The organism is Pusillimonas sp. (assembly GCF_035515275.1).
Taxonomy (GTDB): domain Bacteria; phylum Pseudomonadota; class Gammaproteobacteria; order Burkholderiales; family Burkholderiaceae_B; genus Pusillimonas.
Genome location: NZ_DATJBQ010000178.1, coordinates 47,540 through 61,165, shown reverse-complemented (window position 1 = coordinate 61,165; position 13,626 = coordinate 47,540). Strand labels below are relative to the sequence as shown.

The window sequence follows — 13,626 nt, the reverse complement described above, 5'->3', positions numbered from 1 at the left end:
GGCCGAATCAATATGTCACATTTTCTGCGCGTACGCTTGCTAGCATTAGGTTGCATCAGCAGGTTTTTAACGGTGACTCCAGGAGAACTAAAAATGAATACATCGACGCGTTTGAATCGCACGGCTGCGTGCCTGTTTTCGGTGGCACTGCTGGCTGGTTGCGCCAGTGTCAATGAAGGCATGAGTGGAATGAGTACCGGAGGGCGTACCGCCGTGGGTGCCGGAGCCGGTGCTGCGGTAGGGGCGGGCCTGGGCGCGCTGATCGGCGACAGCAGCAAGGCTGCCATGATCGGTGCCGGCATAGGCGCCGTAGCCGGAGGCATCGCCGGCTACAACTGGCAGGGGGTCAAGCAAGACGTTCAGCAATCGGGCGCCAGCAACCTGGGTATCGATGTCATTGAAATGCCCGATGGCACCCTCAAGGTCAACATTCCAAGCAATGTGTCGTTCGACACCGGCAAATATCAACTCAAGCCCGCCTTGTTGCCTGTGCTCGACAGCGTAGCGCGCGCACTGGTGCAACACCCCGAACTTCGCGCCAAGGCGATTGGCTATACCGACAGCACCGGCCCGGCGTCTGTAAACCAGACGCTTTCGGTCAATCGTGCTCAAGCGGTTACCAATTACCTGGGCAGTAAAGGTGTGCCGGCCGGCAACCTCATGGTCGAAGGTCGTGGGCCCAGCAACCCGGTTGCCGACAACAGCACGCCTGAGGGGCGGGCCATGAACCGTCGCGTCGAATTGTTCTTGTACGCGGTTCGCTAACAGGCAATATGCTTTTGAAAACAGCCGGTTGCGAAAACAACCGGCTGTTTCTATTTATGGCCGTCGTCAGGCCGGCGGCTAAACACCATGTTGTCGCGATGCATCAGCTCGGTGTCCGACATCACACCCAGAATTTCAGCGATCTTGTTGCTGGGCCGGCGCATGATGCGTCGGGTATCGCCGGCCGAATAATTGATCAGGCCGCGTCCGCACTCGACGCCGTTTTCATCGATGCACGCCACCACGTCACCGCGTTCGAATTCGCCCTCGACCGCTATGACGCCAATGGGCAGCAGGCTTTTATGGCCATGAGTCAGCGCCTGTACGGCACCTTGATCAAGCATGACGCGGCCGCGCAAGCGTAGCTGGTTCACCAGCCAGCGCTGTCGGGCTGAACGCACGGGAAGCAGCGCGCGTAATTCAGTGCCGATGCGTTCGCCTCGGGCCAGGCGCAGCAGAATATCGGGTTCGCGGCCCGACGCAATGACGGTGTTGCCCCCACTGTTGGCGGCCCGCCGGGCGGCAAGCACCTTGGTCAGCATGCCGCCTGTGCCGATGCCGCTGCCGGCCCCGCCGGCCATGGCTTCCAGGGCCGGGTCGCCGGCCTGTGCGCTGGTGATCAGTTGGGCCGTGGGGTCTTTGCGGGGGTCGGCGCTGTAGAGGCCGGGCTGATCGGTAAGGATAATAAGCGTTTCGGCCTCGATCAGATTGGTAACCAGCGCACCCAGGGTGTCGTTGTCGCCCAGGCGGATTTCGTCGGTAACGACCGTGTCGTTTTCGTTGACAATGGGCACCACACCCAGACCAAGCAGGGTGTAAAGTGTGCTGCGCGCATTAAGGTAGCGCCCGCGGTCGGAAAGGTCTTCGTGGGTCAGCAATATCTGGGCGGTGCGCAGCCCGTGTTTGGCAAAGGCGACTTCATATGCCTGCACCAGGCCCATCTGGCCCACGGCGGCGGCGGCCTGCAGTTCGTGCATGGCGTTGGGCCGGCGCGCCCAGCCCAGGCGGGCCATGCCTTCGGCGATGGCGCCGCTTGAAACCAGTACCACCTGCTTGCCCTGCGCATGCAGTGCCGCTATTTGTGCCGCCCATTCGGCTACCGCCGCTTGGTCAAGCCCGCGTCCTTCATTGGTTACTAAAGAAGACCCGACCTTGACGACTAGACGCCGGGATTGGGTAACGACGGGTTTGGCTGTAATGGCGGCGGGGGACATCTACTTGGACCCACTTAGGTTGAACGGTGCGACGCGGTGCGCGACGAATCGGCTATTTTAAGTCAGGGTCGCCGGCAGGTGTGCTGCGTGCGGGGTCGAAGCGCGGGTCGTCATCGACGGGCAGGCCGGCAGCGATGTCGGCATTGCGTTGCTCAAGCGCCTTCTGTTCGTCGAGCCAGTCTTGCAAAGCCCAGATCAACTGTTGCGTACCTTCGCCTGACAGCGCCGAGATGCCGAAAACCGGCCCTTCCCATTTCAGGGCCTTGCACAGGCGTTCTTTTACGTCTTCCGGGTCGGAAACCATGTCGAGCTTGTTCAGTACGAGCCAGCGGGGTTTGGCGTAAAGCTCGGCATCATACAAGCGAAGCTCTTCGACAATGGCCTGGGCGTCGGCAGCTGCTTGAGGCACGGGGTCGACTTCGGGGTCAGGGAAAGAGACATCGACAAGGTGCAGGAGCACCCGGGTGCGCGACAGGTGACGCAAGAACAGGTGACCCAAACCGGCGCCTTCAGAGGCGCCTTCGATGAGGCCGGGAATATCGGCCACAACAAAGCTGCGCGCAGGCGAGGTCCGCACGACGCCCAGGTTGGGATGCAGGGTGGTAAAGGGGTAGTCGGCAATTTTGGGCCGGGCATTGGATATCTTGCTGATAAGCGTCGATTTGCCCGCATTGGGCAGGCCCAACAAGCCGACGTCGGCCAATACCTTGAGCTCGAGCCGCAGCTTGCGGTGCTCGCCGGGCTTGCCGGGTGTCCATTGACGAGGCGCGCGGTTGGTGCTGGACTTGAAGTGCAAGTTGCCCATTCCGCCCTCACCGCCGGCAGCCAGCGTAACCTTTTCGTTATTGCGGTCAAGGTCGAATAGCTGTTCACCGGTTTCTGCGTCGAAAATGGTGGTGCCCACGGGTACGCGCAAAACAATATCGGCTGCCGCAGCGCCGTACTGGTCGGAGCCTCGGCCGTTTTCGCCGTTCTTGGCCCGATGCAGGCGAGCATAACGAAAATCGACCAGCGTATTGATGTTGCGGTCGGTGACAACATGGATGCTTCCGCCCCGGCCGCCATCGCCCCCGTCGGGTCCGCCTTTGGGAATGAACTTTTCGCGGCGAAAGCTGGCGACGCCATTGCCGCCTTTGCCGGCGATGACCTCGATGGTGGCTTCGTCTACAAATTTCATGGCTTTTGGCTTTTTATAAATAGGGGAAACTGACAGCGACCCCAGGGCCCGCAATGCGGGGGTCGATTCATTCTAAAACAAAAAAGCCCTGCCTTCGGGCAGGGCTCGTGGCCTGGCGACAACCGAAGCTTATTCGGCGGCCTCGACCGAGACGGTACGCTTGTTAAGTGCGCCCTTGATGGCGAACTTGACGGTGCCGTCGACCAGCGAGAACAGCGTGTGGTCTTTGCCCACGCCGACGTTGGTGCCGGGGTGGAACTGGGTGCCGCGCTGGCGAACGATGATGGAACCGGCGTTGATGGCTTGGCCACCGTACACTTTCACACCAAGACGTTTCGCTTGTGAGTCGCGACCGTTACGCGTTGAGCCGCCGCCTTTTTTCTGTGCCATGTTTAGCTCCTATGCAATACCGGTGCTCGATCAGGCCGTAACGGCGTCGATGCGAAGTTCGGTGTAGTTCTGGCGATGGCCTTGACGCTTCTGATAGTGCTTGCGACGACGCATTTTGAAGATCTTGACCTTGTCATGCCGGCCTTGCGCAAGAACTGTTGCCTTGACCAGGGCTCCGTTGACCAAAGGCGTGCCAATTTGCAGCTGCTCGCCTTCGCCCACGGACAAAACCTGATCCAGGGTGATTTCTTGCCCAATGTCTGCCGGTATCTGTTCTACTTTCAGTTTTTGTCCTGCGGTAACTCTGTACTGCTTACCGCCGGTTTTTATGACCGCGTACATGGGGGTAACCTCTAAATAAATATTTGGCAAAATGCCAAGCCTGCCATGTTAACGTAAATTTTCTTGTTAAGTCAAGCCTCTAGGCCTTTATGCTGCCACAGGCTTACGACCGATAGTCGGCGTTTATGGTGACGTAATCGTGCGAAAAATCGCAGGTGTAGACCGTTTCAGTGGTGTCGCCCCGGCCCAGCAATATGCGCATGGGAATCTCGGCTTCTTTCATGACGCGCTGACCGTCTTCTTCGCGGTAATCGGGGTGGCGTCGGCCCTGGCTGGCTACCAGAAGGTCGCCCAGCCACAAGCTTACGCCCGACACGTCAAGGTCGCCAATGCCGGCATAGCCGATAGCCGCCAGGATGCGGCCCAGGTTTGGGTCGGAAGCGTAAAAAGCAGTCTTGACCAGGGGCGACTGCGCCACCGCGTAGGCAACCTTCAATGCTTCTTCGGTGTTGGCCGCTTGCTCGACCCGAACAGTGATGAACTTGGTGGCACCTTCGGCGTCGCGCACGATTTTTTGAGCCAGTTCAACGGCCGAGGCAGCCAAAGCGTCGTACAGGGCCTGATAGTGGGGTGACGACTCTGAGTCGATGCTGACCCCGCTGCGACCGGTTGCCACCACAATGAACGAGTCATTGGTCGATGTGTCGCCGTCGACCGTGATGCGGTTGAACGACAGGTCGGCAAGGCTGCGCGTGATCTGGGCAAGCAGGGCCTGCGGCACTGCGGCGTCGGTGGCCAGGAAGCCCAGCATGGTGGCCATGTTGGGCCGGATCATGCCGGCCCCTTTGCTGATGCCGGTAATGGTTACTGTTTTGCCGCCTAGCGTAATACGCTGCGAAGCCACCTTGGGTTGTGTGTCGGTGGTCATGATGCTGTAGGCGGCGGGCAGCCAGTTGGCTGCGGCAAGGTTGTTTACAGCCGCCGGCAGGGCGGCTGTAAGCCGGTCGACGGGCAGCGGTTCAAGAATCACCCCCGTGGAAAACGGCAGCACCTGGCCGGGCTCGATTTCAAGCAACGAGGCAAGTGCCTTGCAGGTTTGCAAGCTGGCCTGCATACCGCTTTCGCCAGTACCCGCGTTGGCGTTGCCGGTGTTGATGACCAGGGCGCGAATGTCGTTGCCGGCGGCCAGATGGCTTTCGCACACCTGTACCGGCGCAGCGCGGAAACGGTTCAGGGTAAAGGCACCGGCCACCGCGCTGCCCGGCGCCAGCCGGAACACGGTCAGGTCTTTGTGGTTTGCCTTGCGGATGCCTGCTTCGGCAATGCCGATCTCGACCCCGTCAACGGGATGAATGTCGGATTCGGGCGGGATAATCAGGTTGACGGCCATGGCGCAGCTCGATGTCGAAATGAGTGAAATGCCGCCGCGCTGCATTGCCTGACTGAAGCGGTTGCATGCGGGGGCAACTAAGCGAAGAGTTTACTTTAAGGTGTTGCATGCCGGGGGCGGCACGTGGGCTTGAGGTCAGGATTGTGCTGAACGATATCACCCCACCGATGCGATCGGTTGGCTGTACATGTGTTCGGTCGGCTTTGCATGCGCGCGCCTTGGGCGCAGCGGGTCAATTACGCGGCGTGATGCGTGTTTGCGCTACCAGCTTGAGTTCGCCCAGTGCTTCGAACAGGTTTTTACGACTTTTTTCGGACAGACCCGAGAGCAGGTCTTGTATCCACTGCTCGTGCGAGTCGGCCATTTTCTTGAAGCTGCGCTTGCCTTTGGCCGTAAGCTTGATCAGCGAGCTGCGTCTGTCGGTAAGTACCTTGTTGCGCTGGACCATGCCTTCTTTTTCGAGCTGGTCGGTAATGCCGGTGATGTTGCCGTTGGTGACCATCATGTGGCGCGAGAGTTCGCTCATTTTCATGCCCTCGGGCGCACGCTGAAGCTGCGCCATAAGGTCGAAGCGAGGCAGGGTGGTTTCGTACTCGGTGCGCAGGCGGCCCCGGATATCGCCCTCGATGAGGTTGCAGCAGGTAAGCAGCCTTAACCACAGACGCAGGTCGTCGTGGTCTTCAGGGCCTGTAAGTGTTTCGAGGTCGGGGGTTTCTTCCAGAGCGGCCGAAGAGGCAAGTATGTTGTTCATGACGTCGCTGCAAAGCCCAATGCCGGTTAAGTTGTTTTAATCTTCAACTAAGATCATAACTGCAAATAATCGAAAAAACAGGCGTTTCTCGCCCGCTTGGGGGAAAGCCCCAACACGCTGCGGGAGCCGCTTCGAACCGGGTAGGTAAAAACCTATTGCGCCGTCGCTTTTTTGACTATATAGTTTAAGCCTAAACTAAATGACAATAGTTGTTGCGGCGGGGGCCGGCACCCGACCTTTCGCTTCTCATAGGCCAACTTGGAGATAGCATGAAAATAGTATGTATTGGCGGCGGGCCGGCAGGCCTGTATTTTGGTCTTCTGATGAAACTCAGCGACCCGCGCCATGAAATCACCGTCATCGAGCGCAATCGCCCCTACGACACCTTCGGTTGGGGAGTGGTGTTTTCAGACGCTACGCTCGAAAACCTGCGCGAGGCTGATCCGGTGTCCGCAGTTGAAATCGCCGAAGCCTTCAATCATTGGGACGACATCGAGATCAACTACCGCGATCGCAGCATACGCAGCAGCGGTCATGGTTTTATCGGCATTGGTCGTAAAAAGCTGCTTAATATTCTTCAAGAGCGCTGCGAACAAGTTGGTGTCGAGCTTGTATTCGAAACCGACGTCTCCGACGACCAGGAAATCGCCCAAAAATATCAGGCTGATCTGGTCATTGCTTCCGACGGCCTGAACAGCCGGGTGCGCGAGCGCTACGCCGCCACCTACAAGCCCGATATCGATACCCGCCAGTGCCGCTTTGTCTGGCTGGGCACCAAAAAGATCTTTGACGCGTTTACCTTTGCCTTTGTTCAGACCGAGCATGGCTGGTTCCAGGCGCACGCCTATCGCTTCGAGCCCGGCATGTCCACCTTCATTGTCGAAACGCTTGACGAAACCTGGAAGGCAGCCGGCCTGGACACCATGAGCCAGGAAGAAGGCATCGCCTATTGCGAGAAGCTCTTCGCCCCCTGGCTTGACGGTAATCCGCTAATCAGCAACGCCACCCATTTGCGTGGTTCGGCCATCTGGATCCGCTTCCCCCGTGTCATCTGCGACACCTGGGTGCATTACCAGGCCTTGCCCGACGGCCGCACGGTACCTGTCGTGCTAATGGGCGACGCGGCGCACACTGCCCACTTTTCTATCGGTTCGGGCACGAAGCTGGCCCTCGAAGATGCCATTGAGCTCAATCGTTCCATCGTTGCACAAAACAACGACCTCGAGGCGGGTCTGCGCCACTACCAAGAGGTTCGCAGCGTCGAGGTGTTGCGAATTCAAAACGCCGCGCGCAACTCGACCGAATGGTTCGAGAACGTGGCTCGTTATGCCGACATGGAGCCCGAACAGTTCAGCTATTCACTTCTGACCCGCTCGCAGCGCATTTCGCACGAAAACCTGCGCTTGCGCGACCCCAAGTGGATCGAAGGCTACGAGCGCTGGCTGGCCGACAAGGCCGGAGCAAGCTCGCTGTCGGGGCGCCCTGTGCCGCCCATGCTCACTCCCTTCACCGCTCGCGGCACAACGCTTGAGAATCGGGTGGTGGTCTCGCCCATGGCCATGTATTCGTGCGTCGACGGCGTTCCGGGCGATTTCCACCTGGTACACCTGGGCGCACGCGCCATGGGCGGCGCCGGCATGGTCATGGTCGAAATGACCTGCGTTTCGCCCGAAGCGCGCATCACCCCGGGATGCCCAGGCTTGTGGACCGACGAGCAGGCTGCAGCGTTCAAGCGCATTGTCGACTTCGTTCACACCAACACGCGCGCAAAAATCGGCATGCAGATTGGTCACGCCGGCCGCAAGGGTTCCACCAAAGTCAGTTGGGAGGGCACCGACCTGCCCCTGGATTCCGGCAACTGGCCGCTCGTCTCGGCCTCGGCCATTCCTTATATCGAGGGCGTCTCGCAAGTGCCTCAGGCCATGACGCGCGCGCAAATGGACGAGGTGCGCGACCAGTTCGTGGCGGCAACGCGTCGTGCTGCCGCGGCCGGCTTCGACTGGCTCGAGCTGCACTGTGCCCACGGTTATCTGCTGTCCAGCTTCATCTCGCCACTGACCAACCAGCGTACCGACGAATACGGCGGTTCGCTTGAAAACCGCATGCGTTATCCGCTCGAGGTCTTCAACGCGGTGCGCGAAGTATGGCCGCAGAACCTGCCCATGTCGGTGCGCATCTCAGCGCACGATTGGGTCGAGGGCGGCATCACGCCCGACGACGCTGTTGAAATCGCCCGCATGTTCAAGAAGGCAGGCGCCGACATGATCGACTGCTCGTCGGGTCAGGTCAGCAAGGACGAGCAGCCGGTGTACGGTCGCATGTTCCAGACGCCATTCTCTGACCGCATCCGCAACGAAGCCGGTATTCCCACCATTGCCGTGGGCGCCATTTTCGAGGCCGATCACGTCAACAGCATCATCGCCTCGGGTCGCGCCGACCTGTGCGCCCTGGCGCGGCCGCACCTGGCCGATGCGGCGTGGACCTTGCGTGAATCAGCCCGCATCGGGTTTACCGACATCACCTGGCCAAAGCAGTACTTCCCGGCCAAGAAGCAGCTTGAAACCAACTTCGAGCGGGCGGCGGCGTACGCCGAGCAGGTGGTCAAATGACCACCCCCGAAACCGAGCGCCATGCCCTGGTTACGGGGGCCTCGCGTGGAATCGGCCTTGAGGTGGCGCGCGCCCTGCTCAATCAGGGGTGCCGCGTCACCCTCATGGGGCGCGGCGAGGCCTCGTTGCAAAAAGCTTGCAACCAGTTGGGTGGCGGCGATCGGGTGGCTTATGTCACCGCCGATGTCTCCCAGCGTGCCGACGTTCAAGCTGCATTCGATCAGGCCAGGCAGCGCTTCGGCCTGATAGGCATTCTTGTCAATAATGCGGGGCAAGCCGTCAGCGAGCGCTTCGACCGACTCGACGAAGACGCCTGGCAGCAAATGATCGCTGTCAACCTTACCGGCACCTTCCATTGCATCCAGGCTGCCTTGCCCGACATGCTTTCGGCGCAATGGGGTCGCATTGTCAATGTGGCCAGCACCGCCGGCCTGTCGGGCTATGCGTATGTGTCGGCCTACTGCGCCGCCAAACACGGTGTGGTGGGGCTGACCCGTTCTCTGGCGCTTGAAGTGGCGCGCAAGGGCATTACCGTCAATGCGGTGTGCCCGGGCTACACCGAGACCGATATCGTGCGAGAAGCGGTCGACAACATCATGAGCAAAACCGGTATGTCGGCCGACGAAGCCAAGGCCTCGCTGGCCAAGGTCAACCCTCAGGGCCGACTGGTTCAGCCCGAGCAAGTCGCCGATGCGGTAGCCTGGCTATGTGGCGCCGGAGCGTCGGCAATCAATGGTCAATCCATCCCCGTCGACGGGGGAGAAGTCATGGTCGGTTAACCCGGCCACACAAGGAGCATAGAAAAATGGAACAAACAGAGCACACCATGGCGCATCACAGGCGTCCGATGGCGGGCTACCAGGCCAAGAACTTTCTGTGGTCGGTGTCTGAAGACGGCAAGGTCGCTACCATCACCTTGAACCGACCCGAGCGCAAGAACCCGCTAACTTTCGATTCGTACGCCGAGCTTCGCGATTTGTTCCGCAGCCTGAACTACGCCAGCGACATCAAGACTGTGGTCATTGCGGGCCAGGGCGGCAACTTTTGTTCGGGTGGCGACGTGCACGAAATCATCGGGCCGCTTACCAAAATGACCATGCCGCAACTGCTCGAATTCACTCGCATGACAGGCGATCTGGTCAAAGCCATGCGCAACTGCCCTCAGCCTATCGTGGCTGCCGTTGACGGGGTGTGCGCCGGCGCCGGCGCCATTCTGGCCATGGCTTCCGACATGCGGCTGGGTACGCCCGACACAAAAACCGCTTTCCTGTTTGCCCGTGTGGGCCTGGCCGGCGCCGACATGGGTGCTTGCGCCATCTTGCCTCGCATCATTGGTCAGGGCCGCGCGTCTGAACTGTTTTATACCGGTCGCGCCATGTCGGCCGACGAGGGGCTTGCGTGGGGCTTCTATAACGCCTTGCACCCGTCCGAGTCGGTACTTGAAGCGGCACATACGCTGGCCGGCCGCATTGCCTCCGGCCCCACCTTTGCTCACAGCATGACTAAAAAAGCACTGCATCAAGAGTGGAGCATGGGCGTGGACGAGGCCATCGAGGCCGAGGCGCAGGCACAGGCCATCTGCATGCAGACTGAAGACTTCCGCCGTGCCTACGAAGCTTTCGTGGCCAAGCAGAAACCCGTTTTCGAAGGTGACTGATGAGCATCGACACCACATGGCTTGACTGGCCCTTCTTTGACGAGCGCCATCCGCAAATGGCGCGCGAACTCCAGGGCTGGTGCGAGCAAACGCTGGGTAATATCGACCATTCCGACACCGACAACGCCTGCCGCGAGCTGGTCAAGGCGTTGGGCAAGGCCGGCTGGTTGCGTGTTGCCGTACCGCAAGGGCCCGACGGTTCCTGGGGCGGGCGTTGGCCTCAGATTGATTCTCGTGCGGTGTGCATCATGCGCGAAACACTGGCCCGCCACGACGGTCTGGCCGACTTTGCCTTTGCCATGCAGGGGTTGGGCAGCGGCGCCATTTCCATTGCCGGCAGCGACGAACTTCGCCAACGCTATTTGCCCAAGGTGGCTTCGGGCGAGGCCATTGCCGCGTTTGCGCTTTCCGAGCCCGAGGCCGGCTCCGACGTCGCCGCCATGTCATGTGAAGCCGTGTTCGACGGCGACAGCTACGTGCTCAACGGCGAAAAGACCTGGATCTCGAACGGGGGCATTGCCGACTTTTATTGCGTGTTCGTGCGTACTGGCGAAGCGCCGGGCGCCCGGGGCATTTCCGCCTTTGTGGTCGACGCCGATACCCCGGGGCTCGAGATTGCCGAACGCATCGATGTCATTGCTCCGCATCCCCTGGCACGGCTCAGGTTCAACCAGTGCCGTATTCCTGTATCGCAGCGCTTGGGCGATGCCGGCCAGGGCTTTAAGATCGCCATGATGACCCTGGACATTTTCCGGGCGTCGGTGGCGGCGGCAGCCTTGGGTTTCGCAAAGCGTGCCCTGCAAGAAGGCATGGGTCGCGCAAAGTCGCGTCGCATGTTCGGTCAGACCTTGGCCGACCTGCAGCTTACTCAGGCGGCCCTGGGCGACATGGCGACCGAAATCGACGCAGCCGCCCTGCTTACTTACCGTGCGGCATGGATGCGCGACGTCAAGGGTGTGCGCACCACGCGCGAGGCCGCGATGGCCAAGATGGCGGCTACCGAGTCGGCTCAGCGGGTTATCGACCGCGCGTTGCAGATGTTCGGCGGAGCCGGCGTCATGGTGGGCATGCCGGTCGAAAAACTCTATCGAGAAATACGCGCATTGCGCATCTATGAGGGCGCTACCGAAGTACAGCGACTCATCATCGCCCGGGAACTGCTCAAAGACGCCTGATGCCCGGCCGATCAACCAGGAGACAAAAAATGGCACGCTCTGCCCATATCGATACTTTCGCAAAAGACCACCTGCCGCCGATGGCGGAATGGCCCGAGTTTTTGCTAGAAGGTAACCCCGATGTCGATTATCCCGACCGCCTCAACTGCGTGGTCGAGCTGGTCGACGCTCACGTGGCCCGGGGCAATGGCGACCGAATCGCCTTGCGCTGGCGCGACGAACAAGGAAAACACGCTTTAAGTTACCGCGAGCTGGCCGAGCTCACCAACCGAATCGCCCATGTCCTAATTGAAGACATGAAGCTTGTGCCGGGCAACCGCGTGTTGCTGCGCGGCCCCAACAACGCCATGATGGCCGCCTCGTGGCTGGCGGTGGTCAAGGCGGGTTTGGTGGTGGTGCCCACCATGCCGCTGTTACGTGCGGTCGAGCTCAAGCCCATTATCGAAAAGGCCCGTATTTCGGCCGCTTTGTGCGACAAGCGACTGGCCGACGAAATCGAGCATTGCCTTGATGCCGGACATGCCGCGTATTGCCCCGACCTGACACAGATTATTTATTTTCATGACGAGGGCGCCGGTTCGCTCGAAAGCATCGCCAAGACGAAGCCCGCCCAGTTCACGCCTTGTGACACGGCGGTTGATGATGTCTGCCTGATTGCCTTTACCAGTGGTACTACCGGCAAGCCCAAAGGCTGCATGCATTTTCATCGCGACGTCCTGGCCATGTGCGACACGTTCTCGAAGCATGTCTTGCGCATGACACCCGACGAAGTGGTGTGCGGCACACCGCCCCTGGCGTTTACCTTTGGCCTCGGAGGGCTGTTGTGCTTCCCGCTACGAGTAGGGGGCTCGACGGTGTTGGTCGAAAAGCTGACGCCCGCCGAGCTTCTGGCCACGGTAGACGATTTCGGTGTGACCATGACCTTTACCGCCCCTACGTTCTATCGGCAAATGGCCGAGCTGGTGCCCAAGTACAAATTGACGTCGCTCAAGAAAACGGTCTCGGCCGGCGAGGCACTGCCCGACGCCACCCGCCAGCTTTGGAAGCAGGCCAGCGGCATCGAAATGATCGACGGCATCGGCGGAACTGAAATGATCCACGTGTTCGTGGCCAGCGCGCCCGAAGACGTGCGCCGGGGCGCCATCGGCACGGTCGTGCCGGGCTACGTGGCCCAGGTAGTCGACGAGAACCTCAACCCGGTCCCCAACGGCACGGTGGGTCGCCTGGTGGTCAAAGGCCCCACGGGCTGCCGTTACCTCGACGACGAGCGCCAGCGTGTTTTTGTGCAAAAGGGCTGGAATCTGCCGGGTGACACCTTTGTGCGCGACGACGACGGCTACTTCTTTTATCAGGCGCGCAACGACGACATGATTATTTCGGCGGGCTACAACATAGCCGGACCCGAAGTGGAAGACGCCATGCTGAAGCACGAGGCGGTGGCCGAATGTGGTGTGGTCGGTATACCCGACGAAGACCGCGGCAACATCGTCAAGGCATTTGTTGTGCTCAAGCCGGGGTTCACCGGCGACGCAGCCATGGTCAAAGCACTGCAAGACCACGTCAAGGCGCAGATTGCTCCTTATAAGTATCCACGAGCCATTGAGTTTGTCACGGCTCTACCTAGGACTGAAACCGGCAAGCTTCAGCGCTTTGTTCTGCGCCGCAATTAAGTCTTGTCTTTTTATCGAGAGGATTGAATGAAAGTTCTGCAACCATCCGACTGGGCACCGCCCCGCGGTTATTCCAACGGCATCATGAATGAGCTGACTGTTGGCAGCCGTATTATCTTTGTAGGTGGCCAGATCGCCTGGAACGCCCAGCAGGAATTCGAAAGCGACGACCTGGCCGAACAGGTTGGCCAGACCCTGCGCAATATTGTTGCTATCCTTAAAGAAGGCGGCGCAGGCCCCGAGCACATTACCCGCATGACCTGGTATGTGGTCGACAAAAAAGAGTATGTGGCTTCGCTGCGCGAAATCGGCCAGCACTATCGTGAAATCATCGGTAAGAATTTTCCTGCCATGACAGCGGTGGAAGTGGCTGATTTGGTTGAGGACCGTGCCAAGGTCGAGATCGAAGTCACGGCAGTGGTGCCGGGGGCGTAGTACCGGTGCCTTTGGTGGGTCTGCTTAACGGGTAGGCCCAGGCTGAAGAAAGCCCGCCAAATAAACTGCGCCCCAAAAGTTGGATTTGATCCGATTTTTGGGGCGCAGTTT

13 protein-coding genes are annotated in these 13,626 nt (G+C 60.0%); 7 read left to right on the top strand and 6 right to left on the bottom strand.

The genetic code is table 11. The annotated features are described in order from the left end of the window. The first annotated feature begins 93 nt into the window (after positions 1-93). A complete protein-coding gene (locus tag VL003_RS13160; protein ID WP_487047256.1) occupies positions 94-765 on the top strand; it encodes a YiaD family glycine zipper/OmpA-like lipoprotein in 672 nt (223 codons plus the stop codon). A 50-nt stretch (positions 766-815) separates the two neighbouring features. On the opposite strand, the gene proB is transcribed toward VL003_RS13160, so the two are convergent. The 6 genes from proB to VL003_RS13130 form a co-directional block, all read right to left on the bottom strand. Further along, a complete protein-coding gene (gene proB, locus VL003_RS13155) occupies positions 816-1,964 on the bottom strand; it encodes a glutamate 5-kinase (protein WP_414708310.1) in 1,149 nt (382 codons plus the stop codon). A gap of 67 nt (positions 1,965-2,031) precedes the next feature. Next, positions 2,032-3,156, bottom strand: coding sequence for a GTPase ObgE (obgE, locus tag VL003_RS13150; protein WP_325443205.1), 1,125 nt, complete (start codon positions 3,154-3,156; stop codon positions 2,032-2,034). 129 nt (positions 3,157-3,285) lie between these two features. After that, complete coding sequence (rpmA, locus tag VL003_RS13145) at positions 3,286-3,546, bottom strand: 50S ribosomal protein L27 (RefSeq protein ID WP_325443203.1); 261 nt, start codon at positions 3,544-3,546, stop codon at positions 3,286-3,288. A gap of 30 nt (positions 3,547-3,576) precedes the next feature. After that, positions 3,577-3,888 carry a 50S ribosomal protein L21 gene (gene rplU, locus VL003_RS13140; RefSeq protein WP_325443201.1) on the bottom strand — a complete coding sequence of 104 codons (312 nt, stop codon included), beginning with the start codon at positions 3,886-3,888 and terminating at the stop codon, positions 3,577-3,579. A gap of 103 nt (positions 3,889-3,991) precedes the next feature. Then, a complete protein-coding gene (gene argJ / locus VL003_RS13135) occupies positions 3,992-5,218 on the bottom strand; it encodes a bifunctional glutamate N-acetyltransferase/amino-acid acetyltransferase ArgJ (RefSeq protein ID WP_325443199.1) in 1,227 nt (408 codons plus the stop codon). Positions 5,219-5,450: 232 nt separating this feature from the next. After that, positions 5,451-5,939 (bottom strand): MarR family winged helix-turn-helix transcriptional regulator, encoded by a 489-nt coding sequence (locus tag VL003_RS13130; protein WP_325443258.1) that lies wholly within the window; start codon positions 5,937-5,939, stop codon positions 5,451-5,453. A gap of 299 nt (positions 5,940-6,238) precedes the next feature. Here VL003_RS13130 and VL003_RS13125 point away from each other — a divergent pair, with 299 nt between their 5' ends. The 6 genes from VL003_RS13125 to VL003_RS13100 are packed head-to-tail and all read left to right on the top strand — an operon-like array spanning position 6,239 to position 13,515. Then, positions 6,239-8,578, top strand: coding sequence for a bifunctional salicylyl-CoA 5-hydroxylase/oxidoreductase (locus VL003_RS13125; RefSeq protein ID WP_325443197.1), 2,340 nt, complete (start codon positions 6,239-6,241; stop codon positions 8,576-8,578). After that, on the top strand, positions 8,575-9,357 hold the full coding sequence (locus tag VL003_RS13120) for an SDR family NAD(P)-dependent oxidoreductase (RefSeq protein ID WP_325443195.1): 783 nt from the start codon (positions 8,575-8,577) through the stop codon (positions 9,355-9,357). Before VL003_RS13125 ends, VL003_RS13120 begins: the two co-directional genes overlap by 4 nt. Positions 9,358-9,383: 26 nt before the next feature. After that, the gene (locus tag VL003_RS13115; protein WP_325443193.1) at positions 9,384-10,235 is read left to right on the top strand and encodes an enoyl-CoA hydratase family protein; all 852 of its coding nucleotides are present in this window, start codon (positions 9,384-9,386) and stop codon (positions 10,233-10,235) included. Further along, the gene (locus VL003_RS13110) at positions 10,235-11,410 is read left to right on the top strand and encodes an acyl-CoA dehydrogenase family protein (RefSeq protein ID WP_325443191.1); all 1,176 of its coding nucleotides are present in this window, start codon (positions 10,235-10,237) and stop codon (positions 11,408-11,410) included. The genes VL003_RS13115 and VL003_RS13110 overlap by 1 nt, the downstream gene beginning before the upstream one ends. A 29-nt stretch (positions 11,411-11,439) precedes the next feature. Next, on the top strand, positions 11,440-13,080 hold the full coding sequence (locus tag VL003_RS13105; protein ID WP_325443189.1) for an AMP-binding protein: 1,641 nt from the start codon (positions 11,440-11,442) through the stop codon (positions 13,078-13,080). A gap of 27 nt (positions 13,081-13,107) precedes the next feature. Further along, positions 13,108-13,515 (top strand): RidA family protein, encoded by a 408-nt coding sequence (locus tag VL003_RS13100; protein WP_325443187.1) that lies wholly within the window; start codon positions 13,108-13,110, stop codon positions 13,513-13,515. Positions 13,516-13,626 lie beyond the last annotated feature (111 nt).

Coding starts and splice junctions, on each gene's coding strand:
- VL003_RS13160 (WP_487047256.1), top strand. CDS start 94: ATGAATACATCGACGCGTTTGAATCGCACGGCTGCGTGCCTGTTTTCG.
- obgE (WP_325443205.1), bottom strand. CDS start 3,156: ATGAAATTTGTAGACGAAGCCACCATCGAGGTCATCGCCGGCAAAGGC.
- rpmA (WP_325443203.1), bottom strand. CDS start 3,546: ATGGCACAGAAAAAAGGCGGCGGCTCAACGCGTAACGGTCGCGACTCA.
- rplU (WP_325443201.1), bottom strand. CDS start 3,888: ATGTACGCGGTCATAAAAACCGGCGGTAAGCAGTACAGAGTTACCGCA.
- argJ (WP_325443199.1), bottom strand. CDS start 5,218: ATGGCCGTCAACCTGATTATCCCGCCCGAATCCGACATTCATCCCGTT.
- VL003_RS13125 (WP_325443197.1), top strand. CDS start 6,239: ATGAAAATAGTATGTATTGGCGGCGGGCCGGCAGGCCTGTATTTTGGT.
- VL003_RS13120 (WP_325443195.1), top strand. CDS start 8,575: ATGACCACCCCCGAAACCGAGCGCCATGCCCTGGTTACGGGGGCCTCG.
- VL003_RS13115 (WP_325443193.1), top strand. CDS start 9,384: ATGGAACAAACAGAGCACACCATGGCGCATCACAGGCGTCCGATGGCG.
- VL003_RS13110 (WP_325443191.1), top strand. CDS start 10,235: ATGAGCATCGACACCACATGGCTTGACTGGCCCTTCTTTGACGAGCGC.
- VL003_RS13105 (WP_325443189.1), top strand. CDS start 11,440: ATGGCACGCTCTGCCCATATCGATACTTTCGCAAAAGACCACCTGCCG.
- VL003_RS13100 (WP_325443187.1), top strand. CDS start 13,108: ATGAAAGTTCTGCAACCATCCGACTGGGCACCGCCCCGCGGTTATTCC.